This is a genomic window from Paracoccus sp. (in: a-proteobacteria), assembly GCF_030604785.1.
Lineage (GTDB): Bacteria > Pseudomonadota > Alphaproteobacteria > Rhodobacterales > Rhodobacteraceae > Paracoccus.
Map to the genome: position 1 here is coordinate 16,196 of NZ_JAUVVF010000022.1, position 20,115 is coordinate 36,310.

Consider the following 20,115-nt stretch of genomic DNA (forward strand, 5'->3'; position numbering starts at 1 on the left):
CTCAGCGTTCCCCCGTCACGCGCTTGCGGATGGCGTTGTTGAAGACCACGGCCAGAAGCAGCATCGCCCCAAGGAAGACCTGGAACCAGTCCTGGTCAAAGCCGGTATAGGTCAGACCGATCGTGACCATGCCGAAGATGATCGCGCCGAAGAAGGCGCCGATGGCGGACCCGTAGCCCCCGGTCAGCAGGCAGCCCCCGATGACGGCGGCGATGATCGCCTCGAATTCCTTCATGAAGCCCCGCCGCGCATCGGTCGATCCGGTATCGATCACGGTGATGATCGCCACCAGCGCCGCCGCGCAGGCCGTCAGCATGAAGAGCGAGATCTTCACCCGCCGCACCGGCACGCCGGAATTGCTGGCAGCGACCCGGTCGCCGCCGGTGGCGAAGATCCAGTTGCCCGCAGGCGTGCGCAGCAGCACGAAGGTCGCCAGCGCCGCGAAGCCCACGAACCACAGGATCGAGACCGGCACGCCCGGCACGGCAGGCGCGCCCGAGGCCAGCGTGGCGATCCAGCCCTGCTCGGCCATCCAGCGGAACAGCCCGCCGAAGGCATGCCCCGAGAAGATCGGCGCCAGCCAGTCGCCCGCCACCGCGTCGCGCACGCCGCGAAGCTGGGTCGCGCCGCCCGTGAAGACCTTCAGCCCCACCAGCGAGGCCCCGCGCAGGATGAACAGGAAGGCCAGCGTCACGATGAAGCTGGGCAGGCCGGTCCGCAGGACGATCATCCCGTTGGCCGCGCCCACCAGCCCGGCAAAGACGAAGGTCATGGGGATCGCCAGGATCAGCGGCAGGTCCATGTTGACGACCAGAACCCCGAAGATCATGCCCGCGAAGGCCACCATCGAGCCGATGGACAGATCGAATTCGCCCCCGATCATCAGCATGGCGGCCGCAATGCCCAGAATGCCAAGCTGTGCGGCGGGCGTCATGAAGTTCATGATCCCGGCCAGCGTGAACATGGCCGGGCTGGCCGTGACCATGAAGAAGATGGTGACAAGGATCACGCCGCCGATCGCGCCCAGTTCGGGGCGTTTCATCAGGCGCGTGACGACGGATTCGGTCTTGATCCGCTCGTCGGCGGAGAGGCTGGCACTGTCGGCCATGGTCGGTTCCCCCTGCTGTCGGATGAGGGGGGCGGGCGCATCGCCCGCCCCGCCGGATCAGCGGATGCCCTGAGCGGACAGCTCGATCACCTGCGCGGCGCTGTCCTGACCCACCAGGTTCGGACCCGAGGGCACGTCGCCGCCCGGCATCAGCCCATAGGTCGCGTTCAGCGCCAGGAAGGCCACCGGCAGATAGCCCTGCAGGTATTGCTGCTGGTCGATGGCGAAGGTGGCCTTGCCGTCGGCCACGGCCTGCAGGAAGCCCGCCGACAGGTCGAAGCTGGCGATATGCACGTCGTCACGGCCAAGCGCCTCGACGGCGGCAACCGAGGGCTCGCCGGCCAGGCTGGCGCCGAGGGCCAGGACCGTGTCCACCTCGGGGTCGGATTCCAGCGCGGCGCGGACGCGCGACTGAACCTCGGTCGGGTCGTTCTGGGTCGGGATCACCTGCACCGGCTGGCCGAAGCCCTCGGCAAAGCCCGCGCAGCGCTGATCCAGCGAGACGTTGCCGACCTCGTGGTTGACGCAGATCGCCTTGGTGCCGCCGATCTCGGCCAGACGCTGGCCGGCAGCCACGCCGGCATCGTATTCCGACTGGCCGACATGCAGCAGCACGCCCATCTCGGCTGCGACATCGCCGCCCGAATTCATCGAGATCACCGGAATGCCCGCCTCGACCGCGCGGCGGATCGACGGCCCAAGCGCATCGGCATCCGGGATCGACACGACCAGCCCGTCGGGTGACTGGTTCACGGCCGCGTCGATCAGCTGGCTCATCGCCACCATGTCAAAGACCTCGGGCGCGCGGAAATCGACGCTGGCGCCGGTATGCTCGCCCGCCAGCGCGGCGCCGTTCTTGACGACCGACCAGAAGGGGTCGTTCGCCTGCCCGTGGGCCACGACGATGATGTTCTGCGCCATCGCAGGCGCGGCCAGAGCCATCAGCGCGGCGACGGCAACGGCGGTCTTCAGCTTGGTCATGTGGTTTCCTCCCAGGTTGCGATGGGCCGCCCTCTCCCATGGACGGCCATCCTGCGCGACGTTGCGCGCGGATCGTTCGGCCCGCCCATGCCGGGGCGGGCCGGCCCTTCAGCCCAGCATGTCGGGCGTCAGGGAAATCGTGGCGCCGGTCGCCAGCGACCGTGTCGCGGCCTCGGCGCAGGCCAGAGCGGCCACCCCTTCGCGCAGCGTGACCGGCATCGGCCGGCCCTGCGTCACGGCATCAAGAAAGGCCTGCCATTCGATCTGATAGGCCCGCATGTAGCGTTCGAGGAAGAAGTGCAGCGGCTTGGCGGCCACGGCACCCTCGGCCGTCAGGGCCTCGACGGTGTTCTCCAGCACGTTGCGCGCCGAAAGCAGGCCCTTTTCGCCCAGGATCTCGACCCGCTGGTCATAGCCATAGGCCGCGCGGCGCGAATTCTTGATGACGGCGATGCGGCCATCGTCCCAGACCATCGTGACGGCGGCGGTATCGACATCACCCGCCTCGCCGATGGCCGGATCGACAAGCGCCGCGCCATGCGCCGTGATGCGGGCGGGCGGGCCGCCGAACAGCCAGCAGGCCATGTCGAAATCGTGGATCATCATGTCCCGGAACAGCCCGCCCGAGACCCGGACATATTCCACCGGAGGCGGCGCGGGATCGAACGAGGTGATCGACAGCAGCTCGCCCTTGCCGATGCGGCCCTGATCGAACCCGGCCTTCAGAGCCGCGAAATTCGGATCGAAGCGGCGGTTGAAGCCGATCATCACAGGGCGGCCCGTCGCCTCGGCGGCGGCCAGCGTGGTCAGGGCGCGCTCGAGCGACAGGTCCACGGGCTTTTCGCACAGCACCGCCTTGCCGGCCTGGGTGGCGCGGGTGATCAGGTCGGAATGGGTGTCGGTGGATGTAGCGATCAGCACCGCGTCAATGGCAGGATCGGCGATGATCTCGTCCACGCTGCGGGCGGCAGCGCCGATCCGCGCGGCCAGAGCCTCGGCCGCCTCGCGGTTCGTATCGGCCACAGCCACGACGCGGCTGTCGCGCGTCGCCGTCATGGATTCGGCATGGACCTGACCGATACGGCCAGCGCCCAGCAGCGCCACGTTCAGCATTCTGTCATTCCTCCCGTCGAATCACCCCCTCCGGTGATCCGTTAGCGCCAGACTGCCGCCGCTTGCACGCGCGTGCAAGAAAAATCTGCACGCGCGTGCAAACGCCTTTCGACGGGGGGCCGGCTGGGGTAGTCTGGGCGTATGGACGACATGCAGGACAATGGCGCGGTCACGGCCGACGATGTGGCGAATGCGGCAGGGGTGTCGCGCTGGACGGTCGCGCGGGCCTTCAAGAAGGACGCCTCGATCTCGCGCAAGAGCCGCGAGAAGGTGCTGGCCGCCGCCGAGGCGCTTGGCTACGCGCCCGACCTCTTGGCCTCGTCCCTGGCCTCGGACCGGTCGAACCTTGTCGCCATCATCAACAACGATTTCAGCAATCCCCACAAGCTGGTCGTGCTGGAGCGCCTGACCCGCATCCTGTGGACGCGCGGCTGGGGGACGCTGCTCGTGCATATGTCCGACAGCGAGGATGCCTCGGCCGCGCTGCTGGCCGCCAGCCAGCGCCGGGTGGATGCGGCGGTCGTGATCGGCACGCGCTTCGACGACCGCATCCTGGGCACGGCGCTTGGGGCGCGGCGGGTCAAGAAGCTGGTGATCTTCGCCCGCTACAGCCAGAACCCCGATACCCTGACCATCGCCTGCGACGACGTGATCGCCATGCGCGAGATCGCCGACCACCTGCTGTCGCGCGGCTATCAGCACCCGGTCTATCTGGCCGGTCCCGACACGCAGTCGGCCAAGCTGCACCGCAAGACGACCTTCACCGAATACTGGCAGGCCCGGACCGGATTCAGCGTCCGGTCGATCCATGCAGACGCCTATGATTTCGGCGCCGCCATCGACCGCGTCACTGCCCTCTTCGCCGAGGGCGGCCCGCGCCCCGATGTGCTGGTCTGCGAGAACGACATCATCGCGATCGGCGCGATGGATGCGCTGCGCTACCGCCTGGGTCTGCGCGTGCCGCAGGACGTGGCGGTCACGGGCTTCGACGACATCCCGCTGGCCGGGTCGCCCGCCTATGGGCTGACGACCTATCGCCAGCCCATCACCGCGATGACGGAACGCCTGCTCGACGTGCTGGAAGGACGGCTGTCCAGCGACGTGCATCTGCCCGGCCTGTTCGTCGCACGCTCGACGACCTGAGCGCGTCGCCACGCGGCGCGCTGGAACAAAGCGCCGCCGCGCCGGTTCATCGGCCCTCACCTCAAGGAGGAGCCAGATGGCCGACCAAACTCTCGACACGCTGTTTCACGAGACCCTCAAGGACATCTACTATGCCGAGCGCAAGATCGCGACCGCGCTTCGCAAGATGGCCCGTGCAGCACAGAATCCCGATCTCAAGGCCGCCTTCGAGACGCACGAACAGGAGACGCAGGCCCAGTACGAGCGCCTGTCCGAGGTCTTCGAGGCGATCGGCAAGAAGCCTCGCGGCAAGACCTGCGATGCCATCGAAGGCATCATCGCCGAGGGGCAGGAGATCATGGACGAGTTCAAGGGCAGCCCCGCGCTGGATGCGGGCCTGCTGGCCGCCGCGCAGGCGGTCGAGCATTACGAGATCGCCCGCTACGGCACTCTGAAGGCCTGGGCGAAGCAGCTGGGCCTGTCCGATGCGGAACGCCTGCTGGACCAGACCCTGCAGGAAGAAGGCGCGACCGACGAGATCCTGACGAAACTGGCCGAGACGGTGGTGAACGCGGCAGCCGAGACCGCGGAATCCTGACCCGTCCCGAAGCGGAGGGGCGCCCGGCCCCTCCGAACCCCCATCCGGCCATGCGCCGGGTCCGAACCCGGAGAATCCGATGTTTCTGACCGACAACAAGCTGCAATATCCCGTCCGCGTCGAAAAGCCGAACCCGCTTTTCGCGCGCGCCCTGCAACAGGCCATCGGCGGCGTCGAGGGCGAGATCCGCGTGGCGATGCAGTATTTCTTTCAGGCCTGCGGCGCGCGCGGCGACACGCGGTTCCGCGACCTGCTGATGAACACCGCCGCCGAGGAGCTGGGTCATATCGAAATGCTGGCCACCGCGGTCGCGCTGAACCTGGAAGGCGCGCCCCTGACGATGCAGGAAGAGGGCGCGCAGGATGCCGCCGTGGGCGCCGTGATGGGCGGCATGAACCTCAAGAACATGCTGTCGGCGGGCCTGTCGGCCATGCCGGTTGACAGTGACGGCGTGCCCTTCGACATGTCCCACATCTATGCCAGCGGCAATGTGGCGGCCGACATGGTGGCCAACATCGCCGCCGAATCCACGGGCCGCACCCTTGCCGTCCGGCTGTGGGAGATGACCGACGATCCGGGGATGAAGGACATGCTGTCCTATCTGATCGCGCGCGACACGATGCATCAGAACCAGTTCATGGCCGCGCTCGAGGATCTGGGCGGCGCCAAGGAGGTCTTCCCGATCCCCAACAGCTTCCCGCAATCGGACGAGGCGCAATCCTTCAGCTACGCCTTTCTGGGCTTCCAGTCCGATGGCAGCGATCCCGCGCCGGGCCGCTGGTCCGAGGGAACCTCGCCCGACGGCAAGGGCAGCTTTGCCTCGCAGCCCATGCAGGCGCTTGGCGAAAAGCCCGATCTGGGCAAGGCGCGGCCGGGCAGCGGCGCGCAATCCGATCAGATGTGACCCGACGGGTCGGGCCTCGGCCCGGCCCGCCCCATAGGAAGGAGCCAAGACATGGCCGACAAGAACCACCACCCGATCCCGCCGCGCGGCGACGAAGCCGACATGCTGCGCGCAGAGATGGAGACGGGGCGCCGTCCCGACGATCCCGGCCCCGAGGCCGACATGACGAGCCACCCCGACGCGGTCGCGCCGGGCCTCGCGCCCGGGATGGCGCCGATCACCGATCACGAGGCGCAGGGTCGCCAGACCGCCTTTGGCACGGCCGGACGCGACGGGATGCCAGGCGTCGTGCCGCCGCCGGGACATGCCGCCCCGCCCTCACGCAAACCGGTCCTGTCCACCGGCGCCTGGCTGGCCATCGGCGCGGTCGTGCTGGTCCTGATCATCCTGGTGTTCTAGGGCCGGTGGACGTCAGGCGGCCTCCAGCCGCGCGGTCCACAGCCTGAACCGCCGCCCGCCCGTGACCTCGCGGATCAGGCCCATTGTGGTCATCCGGTTCAGCATCCGCTCGGCGGTGATGCGCGACAGGCCGGTGATCGCCTCGGCCTCGGGCGCCGACAGCAGGGGGCGCGCGGACAGGGCCTCGATCACGCGGCCCGGGTTCGTGCCCTTGATCCGGGCCGTCGCCGCGCGGGCCGCATCGGCCCAACGGCAAAGGCGCAGGATCTCGGACCGGGCCTCGGTCGCGCCGTCGCGCAGACCCGCCAGATGCGTGGCCAGCCGATCCTCGGGCGCGCCATAGGCCGTCCAGACGCGGCGCCCGTGGCGACCCAAGGGCAGGAAGGTCAGAACCTCGAAACCCTGTGCCATGTCGCGCGCAGACCATGCGGCGCCCTCGGCCACACGCTCGGGTGGGGACAATCCCGCAAGCCGCCACGCCATCAGCGCCAGAGGCCCCCGCGCCAGCGGATGCAGCCCGCCCAGCCCCGCCATGACCGACAGGAATTCCGCCGCCGCATCATCGAAGTCGACGCCACGCGGGCGCATCTCGGGCAAGGCCGGGATTGCACCGGGCGGCGCGGCGCCGCCACGATAGAGGCCGAGAAACCCGGCCAGATCGTCAAGCCGCCCCTGCCCGGCCAGCCGCCGCATCGCCCATCGGGCCAGCCGCATCGCCTGCGGGTCCGAGGCCGCGCGCGCGTCCGCCAGATCGCGACCGATCTCGTCGCGGCCCAGAACCAGCCCCTCGGTCCACAGCATCGTCTCGGTCTCGATCAGCGCCAGCCGGTCCAGCGCACCCCGCGCCGTGTCACGGGGCAGCGCGGCCAGCGTCGCGTCCAGTCGACCGGCCGCCAGGGCGGCCTCGGCCAGCAGCGGCGCCAGCGTGGCCTGCGCCGCCTTCCACGGGGCGAGATCGGGACCGCTTGCCGGCGGGTTGGGGTGCATGAGGTCGGGCCTTCCTGTGTTGCCCGCAGGAAAACCCGAAACCCCCGGCCCGGCAACCGCGATTCACTCCGGCAGGGCCCCGGCGATCAGCGCGGCGGCAGGATCATGTGGTCGGGGCCATAGGCGAAGCCGGTGATGTTGCGGTTGCCGCCCTCCTCGATCACCAAAATGTCGTGCTCTCGATAGCCGCCCGCGCCGGGCTGCCCTTCGGGGATGGTGATCATCGGCTCCATCGACACGACCATGCCGGGTTCCAGCACGGTGTCGCAATCCTCGCGCAGTTCCAGCCCCGCCTCGCGGCCGTAGTAATGGCACAACACGCCGAAGCTGTGGCCGTAGCCGAAGCTGCGATAGCGCAGCAGGCCGTGGCTTGCATAGATCTCGTTCAGTTCCCTGGCGATGTCGCTGCACCGCGCGCCGGGAACCAGCAGCGCCTTGCCGCGATCATGGACCTCGCAATTGATGCGCCACAGGCGTAAATGCTCGTCGCTGGCGATTTCGGCAAAGAGCGTGCGTTCAAGCGCGACGTAATAGCCCGCGGCCATCGGAAAGCAGTTCAGCGACAGGATGTCCCCGCGCCTGATGCGCCGCGACGTGACCGGATTATGCGCGCCATCCGTGTTGATGCCCGACTGGAACCAGGTCCAGGTATCCATCAATTCGGCATCCGGCCAGGTCCGGGCGATGCTGCGGACCATCGTGGCGGTAGAATGCAGCGCGACCTCGTGTTCGGGAACGCCCACGGCGGCGGCCTCGAGGCAGGCCGCGCCGCCCTCATCCGCGATGGCGGCCAGCCGGGTGATGAAGGCGATCTCTTCGGCCGACTTGATCATCCGCATCCGCATGGCGGGCGCGGCGATATCGATGAATTCGACGCCCGGAAACTCGGCCCGCAAAAGGGCCAGCAGCTCGACCGTGACATGATCATGTTCGATCCCGATCCGGCGCGCCTGGCCCACAAGCTGGCGCAGGGCGTGGAAATAATTGTCCCTTTGCCAGTCCGTATAGGTGATGTTGCCGCCGAAGCTGCGCCGCCAGGGCTGGCCGCCATCGATGCCGGCGCTGATCGTGGTCGCGCCCTGATGATCGATCACCAGACCGTAGCGCCGCCCGAACTGGCAATAGAGGAAGTCCGACAGATAGTTGATGTTGTGATACGAGGTGAACAGCGCCGCATCCACCTCATGCTCGGCCATCCAGGCACGGATGGCATTCTGGCGGCGGCCCATCTCGGCATCGGAAAAGGTCGGGCGGGCCTTCTGGCCGTTGCCGACATAGGATTGCAGTCTTTCGCGCTCGGTCATGGCGGCTCCTTCGATCACGGGGGCAGTCTGGGGCGGGGCGCGGCTTGCGTCAAAGCAGCTTTCGTGATCGGATGATGAGGAAAACTAATCGGTGCCTCATGTCCCTGCCACCGCTGAACGCCCTGCGCGCCTTCGAGGCCATCGCCCGGACGGGCAGCTTCCGCGCCGCCGCCGAAGCCCTGCATGTCACCCAGCCCGCCATCAGCCACCAGATCCGCAATCTGGAGGATTGGCTGGGCGCGCCGCTTTTTGACCGCAGCGGGCGCCAGCCTCGCCTGCTGCCGCGCGGTCAGGCGCTGGCGCGCGACCTCACGCTGGCCTTCGGCAGCATCGAGGCCGCCTGCCAGCGCGCGCAGCCCCCGTCCGAGGCGTTGGTCGTCGCCGCCATCCCGTCGGTCGCCCTGTGCTGGCTGATCCCGCGCCTGCCGCGCTTCCGCACTCGCCATCCCCGGATATCGCTGCGGATCGTCTATGCCCATCACGCCCATTCGGTCGATTTCCGCGATGCCGATCTGGCCTTCACCTTCGCCGCTGCGCCACCCGGCCCGAATGCGGCGCGGTTTCTGCCCGGCGCTTCGGTGCCCGTCTGCAGCCCGGCCTTGGCCGCGCCGAGCTCGCCCGAGGCCATGCTGCAAGCGGGCCTTCTGCACGACACGGACCAAGGCGGTTGGCGCGACTGGCTTGCACGCGCCGGGTTGGTCGCACCGGCCGATCTGCCCGGCCCGGTCTTCGAGGATTTCAACCTGCTGCGTGCGGCAGCCCTGTCGGGTCAGGGCGTTGCCCTGGCGGCGCAGGCGATGATCGGCGAGGATCTGGCCGAGAACCGGCTGATCCTGCTGTCCGACATCACGGTGAAGGATGAGTTTTCCTATTACCTCACTTGGGCCGAAGGGGCCGGCGGACGCAAGGAATCCGCCATCCGCCTGTTCCGGGAATGGGCCTTGGCCGAGGCAGCCGGGGCAGATCCCTAGATCGAGGTCGTCAGGCGGAAGCTGCCCGGATGGCTCTGGCGCAGAAAGGTGATCGGGCGGTCGTGCAGGAACGTCGCGCGCTCGATCACGAAGACAGCATCGCCCGGTGCGCAGCGCAGCGCCTCGGCCGTGGCGGCATCGGCCAGACCCGCCGTCAGCGCCAGCGTGCCCCGTGTATAGGACACGTTCTCGACCAGCCACTGGTTCGCGCTGATCCGACCCAGATCGACATCGGCCATCGCGGGCACGGTGGTCAGGTCGATCCAGCGATCCTCAAGGCACCACGGCGCGTCATCGGCCAGATGCAGCGCGACCACATGCAGCAGCTCGGCCCGCTCGGGAAGGCCCATCACGCTGCGGACCTGCAGAGGCGCGGGCGCGGTCTCTCGCGCGATCAGCGCATAGCCGTAGCGCGCGCCCCGCGCCTCGATCTCGGACCGGATGACCGGGATTTCCAGCGTCGCCTTGCGCACCGGGCTGGTGGCCACGCGCGTTCCCGCCTTGCGCCGCCGGTCCAGAAGCCCCGCATCGGCCAGTTCGCGCAGGGCCCGGCTGACCGTGGCGCGCGCACAGCCGAATTCCAGCGCCAGCTTGTCGTCATGCGGCAGCAGATGGCCCGGCGCCCAGATGCGGCGGCGGATGCGGTCCATGACCTCGGCCTGGATCGCCTGCCATGTGACCGTCTCGGATGGCATCAGAGCATGTCCCTTGTCTGTTGCATGACGCGCGCATAGCCGGCCGTGATCGCGTCGTGGTCCCGGTGCCTGCCGCCGCTGACCAGATGGCGCCCGGCGGACCAGACATCAAGCACCATCCTGTCATCGCCCGCAAAGATCCACGCATCCAGCACGCTGTCCCCGCGCAGACCCGCCAGATCCACCGCCGCGCCGTCCAGCGCCAGCATGTCGGCCCAGAGGCCAGCGCGCAATTCCCCCGCCAGACGCCCCGCCGCCTGCGCACCGCCCTGCGCCGCGCACTGAAACAGAACCCGCCCGGTCGATGCGCCGGGCCGCGCCAGCAGCGCCCGCCCCCGGTCGCGCAGGCGCTGCGAATATTCCAGCGTCCGCAATTCCTCGGACAGGCTGATGCGGATATTGCTGTCGGACCCGATGCCGAACCGCCCCCCCGCCGCCTGCCATCGCAGCCCGTCGAAGATCCCGTCGCCAAGCGAGCTTTCGGTGATCGGGCAGAGCCCGGCCACGGCGCCGCTGCGGGCCAGTCCCTGGGTCTCGTCCGGCTGCATCTGGGTGCAGTGGATCAGGCACCAATCCTGATCGACAGGCGCGTGGTCCAGAAGCCAGCGGACCGGCCGCGCGCCATGGGCGGCCATGACCTCGTCGACCTCGGCCTGCTGTTCGGCCAGATGCATGTGGATCGGGCCGCGCGCCATCGCGACAGCGGCCGCCAGTCCCTCGGGGCTGACCGCGCGCAGGCTGTGGGGCGCTATGCCAAGACGCGCATCCGCCGGCAGGCAGCGCAGGGCGGTCTCCGCGCCCTGAACCAGCCGCGCGAAACGGTCGGGATCGTTGCCGAAGCGGATCTGCCCCGGTGCCAAGGGCCGCCCGTCGCAGCCGCCGTATTGATAGAGGACCGGCAACAGCGTCAGCCCGATCCCCGTCCGCGCCGAGGCGGCGGCGATGCGCGACGACATCTCGGACAAATCGTCATAGGGCAGCCCGCCGGGCCGGTGATGCAGATAGTGGAATTCCACATTGCAGGCGTAGCCGGCCTCCAGCATCTGCATCTGAACATAGGCCGCGATGGCCTCGACATGGTCCGGATCCAGCCGGTCCAGAAAGCGGAACATCAGCTGCCGCCAGGTCCAGAAACTGTCGCCCACGGCCGGGCCGCGCGCCTCGGTCAGGCCGGCCATGGCGCGCTGGAAGGCGTGGCTGTGCAGATTGGCAGGGGCGGGCAGTATGACCGCGTGGGCCTGCCCCTCGCGCGGGGCGCGCGCTGTGACGCTGGCGATGCGGCCATCGGCGGCGATCTCGATCCGCACATGCTCTGCCCAACCCTCAGGCAACAGCGCCTGTTCTGCCCAGATCACCTGCATCGTCCCTGACCCCCGTGATTCCGCGTTGACAGCCATATTATACACACGCATATTTTTTTAAAGACAGCATTAACGGGGATTCGCATGGCAGAAGCGCTGTTCCGCAATGGCCGTCTGGCGATGCCGGAAACGGGGGATCTGGTCGAGGACGGGGCGATCACCGTTGGCCTCGGGCGCATCCTCTGGGCCGGTCCGGCGGCGGACCTGCCTGCCGAACACGCCGCGCTGCCCGCGCATGATCTTGGGGGCAGGCTGGTCACGCCGGGGCTGATCGATTGCCACACGCATCTGGTCCATGCGGGCGACCGCGCACGCGAATTCGCCATGCGGCTGGAGGGCGCCAGCTACCAGCAGATCGCTGAGGCCGGGGGCGGCATCCTTTCGACCGTGCGCGCGACCCGTGCCGCCGATCTGGACGCGCTGATCGCGGGTGCCCTGCCCCGGCTGGACGCGCTGCTGGCCGAAGGCGTCACCACCGTCGAGATCAAGTCCGGCTATGGGCTGGAACCCGAGACCGAGCTGCGGATGCTGCGCGCCGCCCGCGCCTTGGCATCCCTGCGACCGGTCCGTGTGGTGACGACTTGGCTGGCCGCTCATGCCTGCCCGCCCGAATTTCAGGGCCGCCCCGATGCCTATCTGAACGAGATCGCCATTCCCGCGCTGCATCACGCCCATGCCGAGGGGCTGGTCGATGCGGTGGACGGGTTCTGCGAGGGGATCGCCTTTTCCGCCCCGCAGATGGCGCGGGTCTTCGACACGGCGCGCACGCTTGGCCTGCCGGTCAAGCTGCATGCCGAACAGCTGACCCATCAGGGCGGCACGGCGCTGGTCGCAGGCTTTGGCGGATTGTCGGCCGATCATGTGGAATACGCGACCGAGGACGATGCCCGCGCGCTGGCCGCGTCCGGCACGGTCGCCGTGCTGCTTCCGGGCGCGTTCTACACGCTGCGCGAGACACAGATGCCGCCGGTCGATGCCTTCCGCCGCCACGGCGTCCCGATGGCACTGGCCACCGATTGCAATCCCGGCACTTCGCCCATGACCTCGATCCTGATGGCCATGAACATGGGTTGCACGCTTTTCCGCCTGACCCCGGCCGAGGCGCTGGCGGGCGTCACCTGCCATGCCGCCACGGCGCTTGGCCTGACCGATCAGGGCCGGATCGCGCCGGGAATGCGCGCCGATCTGGCCGTCTGGGACGCGCGCGACCCGGCGGAGCTGGCCTGGCGCATCGGCTTCAACCCGCTTCATCGCCGCGTCTTCGGCGGCATCCTGCAAGGTGAGACATGACCATCACTCTGACCCCCGGTGCGGTCACCCTGGCGCAGCTTGAGGCGCTGTGGCGCGACGGGCTGGCCGCACGGCTGGCCCCCTCGGCCCGCCCAGGTATCGAGGCCGCAGCCGCCCATGTCGAACGCGCCGCGGCCGGCGGCGAGGCGGTCTATGGCGTCAATACCGGCTTTGGCAAGCTGGCCTCGGTCAAGATCGCGCCCGAGGATACGGCGATTCTGCAACGCAACCTGATCCTGTCGCATTGCTGCGGCGTGGGCGAGGCGCTGGACATGCCCGCCACCCGGCTGATGATGGCGTTGAAGCTGCTCAGCCTGGGGCGCGGCGCCTCGGGCGTACGCTGGCAGATCGTCGCGCTGATCGAGGCGATGCTGGAACGCGGCGTCACCCCGGTCGTGCCCGCCCAGGGCTCGGTCGGGGCATCGGGCGATCTGGCGCCCTTGGCGCATATGGCCGCCGTGATGATCGGCGCGGGCGAGGCGATCCTTGACGGCCAGCGGATGCCGGGCGGCGCGGCGCTGGCGCAGGCGGGGCTGAACCCCGTCACGCTTGGCCCCAAGGAGGGGCTGGCCCTGATCAACGGGACGCAATTCTCGACCGCTCTGGCGCTGATCGGGCTGTTCAGGGCATGGCGCTGCGCGCTGAATTCGCTGGTCACGGCGTCGCTGTCCACCGACGCGATCATGGGTTCGACCGCGCCGCTTCATCCGCAGATCCACGCGCTGCGCGGCCATCGCGGCCAAATCGAGGTCGCGGATGCCATGCGCGCGCTGATGGAGGGCTCGCAGATCCGCGAAAGCCACCGCGAGGGCGACAGCCGGGTGCAGGACCCCTATTGCATCCGCTGCCAGCCGCAGGTCGCGGGCGCGGCCCTGGACATCCTGCGCCATGCCGCCACGACGCTGGAGATGGAGGCGAACGCCGTCACCGACAACCCGCTGGTGCTGGATGACGGCCAGATCGTCTCGGGCGGAAACTTCCACGCAGAACCCGTGGGCTTTGCCGCCGACCAGATCGCGCTGGCTTTGGCCGAGATCGGCGCCATCGCGCAGCGCCGCGTCGCGCTGATGGTCGATCCGACGCTGAGCCACGATCTGCCGCCCTTCCTGACGCCAGATCCCGGGCTGAACAGCGGGCTGATGATCGCCGAGGTCACGACGGCCGCGCTGATGAGCGAGAACAAGCATCTGGCCCATCCCTGTTCCACCGACAGCACCCCCACCAGCGCCAATCAGGAGGATCACGTCAGCATGGCCGCCCATGGCGCGCGGCGTCTGGGGCGGATGGCCGACAATCTGGACGTCATTCTGGGGGTCGAGGCGATGGCTGCGGCGCAGGGCATCGGGTTCCGCGCGCCCTTGCTGACCTCGGCCCGGCTGCGCGCGGTGCTGGCCGCGATCCGCGCCGAGGTGCCGCCCGTGGCCGAAGACCGCTATCTGGCGCCCGATCTGGCGGCGATGGCGCGGATGATGGCCGACGGACGCCTGATCGCCGCGGCGGGACTGGAGGGGCTGGCCCTATGAATCCCGTCACCGTGACCCAAGGCGATCTGCCGGTCGTTCTGGCCCTGCCCCATTCCGGCACATACCTGCCCGAAGCGATCGCTGTGCGTCTGAACGATCGCGGCCGCGTGCTGGCCGATACCGACTGGCACCTGCCGCGCCTCTATGACGGGCTGCTGCCCGGTGCCAGCATCGTGCAGGCACATTTCCACCGCTATGTCATCGACGCGAACCGGCCTCCGGACGGGGCGAGCCTGTATCCGGGTCAGAACACGACCGGGCTGGTGCCGCTGACCGATTTCGACGGCCAGCCGATCTGGGATCAGCCGCCCGAGGATGTCGAGGCGCGGCGTCTGGCCTTTCACGCGCCCTATCACGCGGCACTTGCGGCCGAACTGGACCGGGTTCGGGCGCGGCACGGGGTCGCGATCCTCTACGATTGCCACTCGATCCGGTCGCGCATCCCGTTCCTGTTCGAGGGCGTGCTGCCCGATTTCAACATCGGGACCGCCGAGGGGGCGTCCTGCGCGCCGGCCGTCGAGGCCGCCGCGCAGGAGGTCGCTGTCGCGACAGGGCGCCCCACCGTGGTCAACGGGCGCTTCAAGGGCGGCTGGACCACGCGCCATTACGGCCGGCCGGCCGAGGGTCTGCACGCAATCCAGATGGAGCTGGCGCAGTCCACGCATCTGGCATCCGAGGCCCCGCCCTTCGCCTATGACCCGGCCCGTGCCGACGCCCTGCGCTCGGCCTTGGCCGCCATCCTGCATCGCCTGGCCGATCTGGCCCCCAAGCTGAGAGCCTGACATGACCGCCCACAATCCGCGCCACAATGCCCGCGACATCTATCCCGCCACAGGCACCGAGATCAGCGCCAAAAGCTGGCTGACCGAGGCGCCCTTGCGGATGCTGATGAACAACCTGCATCCCGACGTGGCCGAGAACCCGCATGAACTGGTCGTCTATGGCGGTATCGGCCGCGCCGCCCGTACATGGGAGGATTTCGACCGCATCTGCGACAGCCTGCGCGCACTGGAGGAGGACCAGACCCTGCTGGTCCAGTCGGGCAAGCCGGTGGGCGTCTTCCGCACCCACAAGGACGCGCCGCGCGTACTGATCGCCAATTCGAACCTGGTCCCCCATTGGGCGACATGGGAGCATTTCAGCGAACTCGACCGCAAGGGGCTGGCCATGTATGGCCAGATGACGGCGGGAAGCTGGATCTATATCGGCACCCAAGGCATCGTGCAGGGCACCTACGAGACCTTTGCCGAGGCCGGGCGACAGCATTACGACGGCAATCTGCGCGGGCGCTGGATCCTGACGGCGGGGCTCGGCGGGATGGGCGGCGCGCAGCCTCTGGCGGCGGTGATGGCGGGGGCCTGCTGCCTTGCGGTCGAATGCGACGAGACGCGGGCCGATTTCCGCATCCGCACCCGCTATTGCGACGCCAAGGCGCACAGCCTGGACGAGGCTTTGGCGATGATCGACACTTGGACCCGCGCGGGCGAGGCGAAATCCGTCGCCCTGATCGGCAACGCCGCCGAGATCTTCCCCGAGCTTCTGCGCCGCATGAAGGCAGGCGAGCCGATGCCCAATGGCCGCCCCGACATCGTGACCGACCAGACCAGCGCGCATGATCCTCTGCACGGCTACCTGCCCCTGGGCTGGAGCGTGGCCGATTGGCGCGCCAAGCAGGAAACCGATCCCAAGGCCGTCGAACAGGCCGCCCGCGCCAGCATGAAGGCCCATGTGGCGGCGATGGTCGGCTTCTGGAATGCGGGCGTGCCGACGCTGGATTACGGCAACAACATCCGCCAGGTCGCGCTGGAGGAGGGGCTGGACAACGCCTTCGCCTTTCCGGGCTTCGTGCCGGCCTATATCCGGCCCCTGTTCTGCAAGGGGATCGGCCCGTTCCGCTGGTGCGCGCTGTCGGGCGACCCCGAGGACATCTACAAGACCGATCAGCGCATGAAGGAGCTGTTCCCCGACAATGCCCATCTGCACAACTGGCTGGACATGGCGCGCGAACGCATCGCGTTCCAGGGCCTGCCCGCGCGGATCATGTGGATCGGTCTGGGCGACCGGCATCGCGCGGGGTTGGCCATCAACGAGATGGTCAGGAATGGCGAGCTGAAGGCGCCCGTGGTGATCGGTCGCGATCATCTGGACAGCGGCAGCGTCGCCAGCCCCAACCGCGAGACCGAGGCGATGAAGGATGGCAGCGACGCGGTCAGCGACTGGCCTTTGCTGAACGCGCTGCTGAATTGCGCGTCAGGTGCCACCTGGGTCAGCCTGCATCACGGCGGCGGGGTCGGCATGGGCTTTTCCCAGCATTCCGGCATGGTGATCTGCTGCGACGGCAGCGAGGATGCCGACAGGCGCATCGCCAACGTGTTGTGGAACGACCCGGCGACGGGCGTGATGCGGCACGCCGATGCAGGCTACGACATCGCGCTGGATTGCGCGCGCGAGCATGGGCTGAACCTGCCCGCGATCTTGAAGGACTGACAAGAACCGAGGCGCCGCCGAACGGCGTCCTTCCCCCAACAGAGAGGTGACATCATGAAGCGACGTTCTTTCCTTGCCACGGCGGGCATCGGGGCCGCGGCCTCGGCGCTGGCCGCGCCGGCCCTGGCGCAGGGCGTGCGGCAATGGCGCATGGTCTCGGCCTGGCCGCGCAACCTGCCCGGACCCGGCATCGCGGCGCAGATGCTGGCCGACCGCATCACCGCCCTGTCGGGTGGCCGCATCCAGGTCGAGCTGTTCGCCGCTGGCGAGATCGTGCCCGGCCCCGGCGTCTTCGATGCCGTGGCCGAAGGCACGGCCGAGCTTTATCACGCGGTTCCGGCCTATTGGGGATCGAAATCGCGCGGCATCCTGCTGTTCGGCAGCCAGCCCTTCGGCCTGACCGCGATCGAACAGCATGGCTGGATGCTGCATGGCGGCGGGCAGGCGCTTTACGACGAGATGTATGGCCGGTTCGGGCTGAAACCCTTCCTCTGCGGCAATTCCGGGCCGCAATGGGCGGGCTGGTTCCGCAACGAGATCAACAGCCTCGACGATCTGCGCGGGCTGAAATACCGGACCACAGGCCTGAATTCCGAGGTCTGTTCGCGCCTTGGCATGGCGGTCGAGGCGATGCCGGGACCCGCGATGTTCCAGGCGCTGCAATCGGGCGCGCTGGATGCGGGCGAGTTCATCGGCCCATGGTCGGATTCCGCGCTTGGCCTGCAGCAGGTCGCCAAGAACTATTACTGGCCGGGCGTGGGCGAGCCCTCCTCGGCCGAGGAATGCGCGGTCAATCTGGACGCCTTCAGCGCGCTGGAGGACGATCTGAAAGAGGCCGTGACCTATGCCTGCGAAAGCCTCTACAACCCGGTTCTGACCGAATACAACACCAAACACGCCATGGCGCTGCGTGAGCTGGTCAACGAACACGGCGTCACCGTGCGCGAACTGCCCCAGGAGGTAGTCGCCGCGATGGCCGGGGCGATGGACGAGGTCGTGGCCGGTCTGCGCGAGGACAGCGACGAACTGGTCCGGCGCATCACCGAAAGCTATCTGGAATACCGCGATCTGATGGCGGGCTACATGCCCTATTCGGAAGGCGGGCAACTGAACGCCCGCGCGGCCGTCCACGAAGGCTGACAATGACCCGCGCGGGGCCGGACCCGGCCTCGCGCCCTGGCGGAACGGGGGCGAGAATGCTGCGACTGGCCGACATGCTGGACTGGATCAACCGCGCGGCGGGGCTGTCGGTGCGCTGGCTGGCGCTGGCCATGGTGTTGCTGCAATTCGCCATCGTCGTGCTGCGATACGTCTTCGGCTATTCCTCGATCTTCCTGACCGAGGGGGTGCTGTATCTGCATGCCGCGATCTTCATGATCGGCGCGGGCTACACGCTGCTGGTGAGCGGTCACGTGCGGGTCGACATCTTCTATGCCAAGCTGTCGTCGCGCGGCCGGGCAATGGTCGATGTCATCGGCCATCTGGCGCTGCTGATGCCCGGCCTTCTGATCCTGCTCTACTGGTCATGGCCGACGGTGCGGCGGTCCTGGGCGATCCTGGAGGGGCCGATCAGCGTGGGCGGCATCCCGGCCTCGTTCCTGCTTAAGACGCTGATCCCGGTCTTTTGCGTGCTGCTGCTGATCCAGGGCCTGTCGGCGCTGATCCGCGACCTGCTGCGCCTGAAAGGACAAGACGCATGACCCTGCCCCTTGACCTGATCATGTTCGGCGCGCTGATCGCCGTGATTCTCAGCGGCTATCCGGTGGCCTTCGCCATTGCCGGCGTGGCGACGGGCTTTGCGCTGCTGGGCGCGGCGCTCGGGCAGTTCAATATCGGGCTGATGGGCGCGCTCGGGCAGCGCTTTTTCGGGATCATGACGAACCCGGTCCTGACCGCGATTCCGCTTTTCGTGCTGATGGGTGTGATCCTCGAACGCAGCCGCATCGCCGAGGACCTGCTCGAGACGATGGGCCGCCTGTTCGGCACGATGCGCGGGGGGCTTGGCGTCTCGGTCGTGCTGGTGGGCGCGCTGCTGGCGGCATCGACCGGGATCGTCGGTGCGACGGTGGTGGCGATGGGCCTGATCGCGCTGCCCGCGATGCTGCGGAACGGCTACAACCCGTCGCTGGCGGCGGGGATGGTGGCGACGTCGGGCACGCTTGGCCAGATCATCCCGCCCTCGACCCTGCTGATCATCCTGGCCGATGTCATGTCCTCGGCCTTTCAGCAGGCGCAATACGCGCAGGGGCTGTTCTCGATCCAGACGGTGTCGGTCGGGCAGGTCTTCGCCGCCGCATTGGTGCCCGGGCTGCTGCTGGTCGCGCTGTACGTCGCCTATATCCTGATCCGCGCCTGGCTGCGCCCCGCCGATGCCCCGGCCTTGAGCGAGGCCGTCAGCCGCCCGCCCCTTGGCGCCGTGCTGGCCGCGATCCTGCCGCCGGTCCTGCTGATCGTGGCGGTGCTGGGCGCGATCCTCGGCGGCGTCGCCTCGCCGAACGAGGCGGCGGCGGTGGGCGCCATCGGCGCGCTGCTGCTGGCGGGCGGGCGACACGGCATGCCGCGCTGGCTGCTGATCTCGGGGGGTGTCGCGCTGGCATTGCTGGCGGTGCTGGCAGGCGGCTGGCCGGTGCGGATCCAGCGCTCGGATGCTGGCCTGGCCGAATATCTGCGCGCGGCGCTTTATGCGGGGCTGGTCCTGTGGGGCACGGCCGCGATCCTCGTGGCGGGCTGGCGCCTGATGCGCGCGGGGGTCTTCGGCCCGGTCCTGACCTCGACCCTGACCGTCACCTCGATGATCTTCGCCACGATCCTGATGGCCAGCTACTTCTCGCTTGTCTTCGTGGGCCTGGGCGGCGAGCATCGCATCGCCGCGATCCTCGAGGCGCTGCCCGGAGGCCCGACCGGCGCGCTGATCTTCGCGATGGCCTTCATCTTCGTGCTGGGCTTCTTTCTCGACTTCGTGGAAATCGCGGTGATCCTGCTGCCGCTGCTGGTGCCGCCACTGATCCTGATGGGCCACGACCCGATCTGGCTGGCGGTCCTGATCGCGGTGAACCTGCAGACCTCGTTCCTGACACCGCCCTTCGGCTTTTCGCTGTTCTACCTGCGCGGAGCGGCGCCGGCCTCGATCACGACGGGCATGATCTATCGCGGCGTCATCCCCTTCATCGCCCTGCAGGGGCTGGCGATCGCGCTGATCTGGCTCTGGCCCGCCATCGGCACGTGGCTGCCCCGCGCCGCCTTCTGACGCAGCGCGACAAACAAAGATCAAG

19 protein-coding genes are annotated in these 20,115 nt (G+C 68.6%); 12 read left to right on the forward strand and 7 right to left on the reverse strand.

The genetic code is table 11. From position 1 onward, the window contains the following. Position 1: 1 nt before the first annotated feature. The 3 genes from QAR72_RS08835 to iolG all read right to left on the reverse strand — a co-directional run bounded on the left by QAR72_RS08835 (position 2) and on the right by iolG (position 3,202). Positions 2 to 1,108, reverse strand: coding sequence for an ABC transporter permease (locus QAR72_RS08835; RefSeq protein WP_304617005.1), 1,107 nt, complete (start codon positions 1,106 to 1,108; stop codon positions 2 to 4). 57 nt (positions 1,109 to 1,165) lie between these two features. Then, complete coding sequence (locus tag QAR72_RS08840) at positions 1,166 to 2,089, reverse strand: sugar ABC transporter substrate-binding protein (RefSeq protein WP_304617006.1); 924 nt, start codon at positions 2,087 to 2,089, stop codon at positions 1,166 to 1,168. A gap of 108 nt (positions 2,090 to 2,197) precedes the next feature. Then, positions 2,198 to 3,202, reverse strand: a complete 1,005-nt coding sequence (iolG, locus tag QAR72_RS08845) for an inositol 2-dehydrogenase (RefSeq protein ID WP_304617007.1) — start codon at positions 3,200 to 3,202, stop codon at positions 2,198 to 2,200. Between the two features lie 141 nt (positions 3,203 to 3,343). On the opposite strand from iolG, the gene QAR72_RS08850 reads away from it, so the two are divergent. From QAR72_RS08850 to QAR72_RS08865, 4 genes are all read left to right on the forward strand, one after another. Beyond that, positions 3,344 to 4,345, forward strand: coding sequence for a LacI family DNA-binding transcriptional regulator (locus tag QAR72_RS08850; protein WP_304617008.1), 1,002 nt, complete (start codon positions 3,344 to 3,346; stop codon positions 4,343 to 4,345). Positions 4,346 to 4,421: 76 nt separating this feature from the next. Further along, positions 4,422 to 4,922, forward strand: a complete 501-nt coding sequence (locus QAR72_RS08855; RefSeq protein ID WP_304617009.1) for a YciE/YciF ferroxidase family protein — start codon at positions 4,422 to 4,424, stop codon at positions 4,920 to 4,922. A 79-nt stretch (positions 4,923 to 5,001) separates the two neighbouring features. After that, positions 5,002 to 5,826: a manganese catalase family protein gene (locus tag QAR72_RS08860; protein WP_304617010.1), complete on the forward strand. Its 825-nt coding sequence runs from the start codon at positions 5,002 to 5,004 to the stop codon at positions 5,824 to 5,826. Between the two features lie 51 nt (positions 5,827 to 5,877). Next, complete coding sequence (locus QAR72_RS08865) at positions 5,878 to 6,225, forward strand: hypothetical protein (RefSeq protein ID WP_304617011.1); 348 nt, start codon at positions 5,878 to 5,880, stop codon at positions 6,223 to 6,225. A gap of 12 nt (positions 6,226 to 6,237) precedes the next feature. On the opposite strand, the gene QAR72_RS08870 is transcribed toward QAR72_RS08865, so the two are convergent. Continuing rightward, positions 6,238 to 7,212, reverse strand: a complete 975-nt coding sequence (locus tag QAR72_RS08870; protein WP_304617012.1) for a hypothetical protein — start codon at positions 7,210 to 7,212, stop codon at positions 6,238 to 6,240. Between the two features lie 86 nt (positions 7,213 to 7,298). After that, complete coding sequence (locus QAR72_RS08875) at positions 7,299 to 8,516, reverse strand: aminopeptidase P family protein (RefSeq protein WP_304617013.1); 1,218 nt, start codon at positions 8,514 to 8,516, stop codon at positions 7,299 to 7,301. 98 nt (positions 8,517 to 8,614) lie between these two features. Here QAR72_RS08875 and QAR72_RS08880 point away from each other — a divergent pair, with 98 nt between their 5' ends. Further along, positions 8,615 to 9,487, forward strand: a complete 873-nt coding sequence (locus tag QAR72_RS08880) for a LysR family transcriptional regulator (protein ID WP_304617014.1) — start codon at positions 8,615 to 8,617, stop codon at positions 9,485 to 9,487. On the opposite strand, the gene QAR72_RS08885 is transcribed toward QAR72_RS08880, so the two are convergent. Together QAR72_RS08885 and QAR72_RS08890 are read right to left on the reverse strand one after the other, a co-directional pair. Then, positions 9,484 to 10,182 (reverse strand): GntR family transcriptional regulator, encoded by a 699-nt coding sequence (locus tag QAR72_RS08885; RefSeq protein WP_304617015.1) that lies wholly within the window; start codon positions 10,180 to 10,182, stop codon positions 9,484 to 9,486. The genes QAR72_RS08880 and QAR72_RS08885 overlap by 4 nt on opposite strands. Next, complete coding sequence (locus QAR72_RS08890) at positions 10,182 to 11,543, reverse strand: formimidoylglutamate deiminase (protein WP_304617016.1); 1,362 nt, start codon at positions 11,541 to 11,543, stop codon at positions 10,182 to 10,184. The genes QAR72_RS08885 and QAR72_RS08890 overlap by 1 nt, the downstream gene beginning before the upstream one ends. Before the next feature lie 84 nt (positions 11,544 to 11,627). On the opposite strand from QAR72_RS08890, the gene hutI reads away from it, so the two are divergent. The 7 genes from hutI to QAR72_RS08925 are packed head-to-tail and all read left to right on the forward strand — an operon-like array spanning position 11,628 to position 20,090. Further along, on the forward strand, positions 11,628 to 12,833 hold the full coding sequence (hutI, locus tag QAR72_RS08895; protein WP_304617017.1) for an imidazolonepropionase: 1,206 nt from the start codon (positions 11,628 to 11,630) through the stop codon (positions 12,831 to 12,833). Next, a complete protein-coding gene (gene hutH, locus QAR72_RS08900; protein ID WP_304617018.1) occupies positions 12,830 to 14,356 on the forward strand; it encodes a histidine ammonia-lyase in 1,527 nt (508 codons plus the stop codon). Before hutI ends, hutH begins: the two co-directional genes overlap by 4 nt. Continuing rightward, positions 14,353 to 15,138 carry an N-formylglutamate deformylase gene (gene hutG / locus QAR72_RS08905; RefSeq protein WP_304617019.1) on the forward strand — a complete coding sequence of 262 codons (786 nt, stop codon included), beginning with the start codon at positions 14,353 to 14,355 and terminating at the stop codon, positions 15,136 to 15,138. Before hutH ends, hutG begins: the two co-directional genes overlap by 4 nt. Position 15,139: 1 nt before the next feature. Further along, positions 15,140 to 16,843, forward strand: a complete 1,704-nt coding sequence (hutU, locus tag QAR72_RS08910) for a urocanate hydratase (RefSeq protein WP_304617020.1) — start codon at positions 15,140 to 15,142, stop codon at positions 16,841 to 16,843. Between the two features lie 54 nt (positions 16,844 to 16,897). After that, positions 16,898 to 17,983 (forward strand): TRAP transporter substrate-binding protein, encoded by a 1,086-nt coding sequence (locus tag QAR72_RS08915; RefSeq protein ID WP_304617021.1) that lies wholly within the window; start codon positions 16,898 to 16,900, stop codon positions 17,981 to 17,983. A gap of 56 nt (positions 17,984 to 18,039) precedes the next feature. Beyond that, positions 18,040 to 18,543, forward strand: coding sequence for a TRAP transporter small permease subunit (locus tag QAR72_RS08920; RefSeq protein ID WP_304617022.1), 504 nt, complete (start codon positions 18,040 to 18,042; stop codon positions 18,541 to 18,543). After that, positions 18,540 to 20,090, forward strand: a complete 1,551-nt coding sequence (locus QAR72_RS08925) for a TRAP transporter large permease (RefSeq protein ID WP_304617023.1) — start codon at positions 18,540 to 18,542, stop codon at positions 20,088 to 20,090. The genes QAR72_RS08920 and QAR72_RS08925 overlap by 4 nt, the downstream gene beginning before the upstream one ends. Positions 20,091 to 20,115 lie beyond the last annotated feature (25 nt).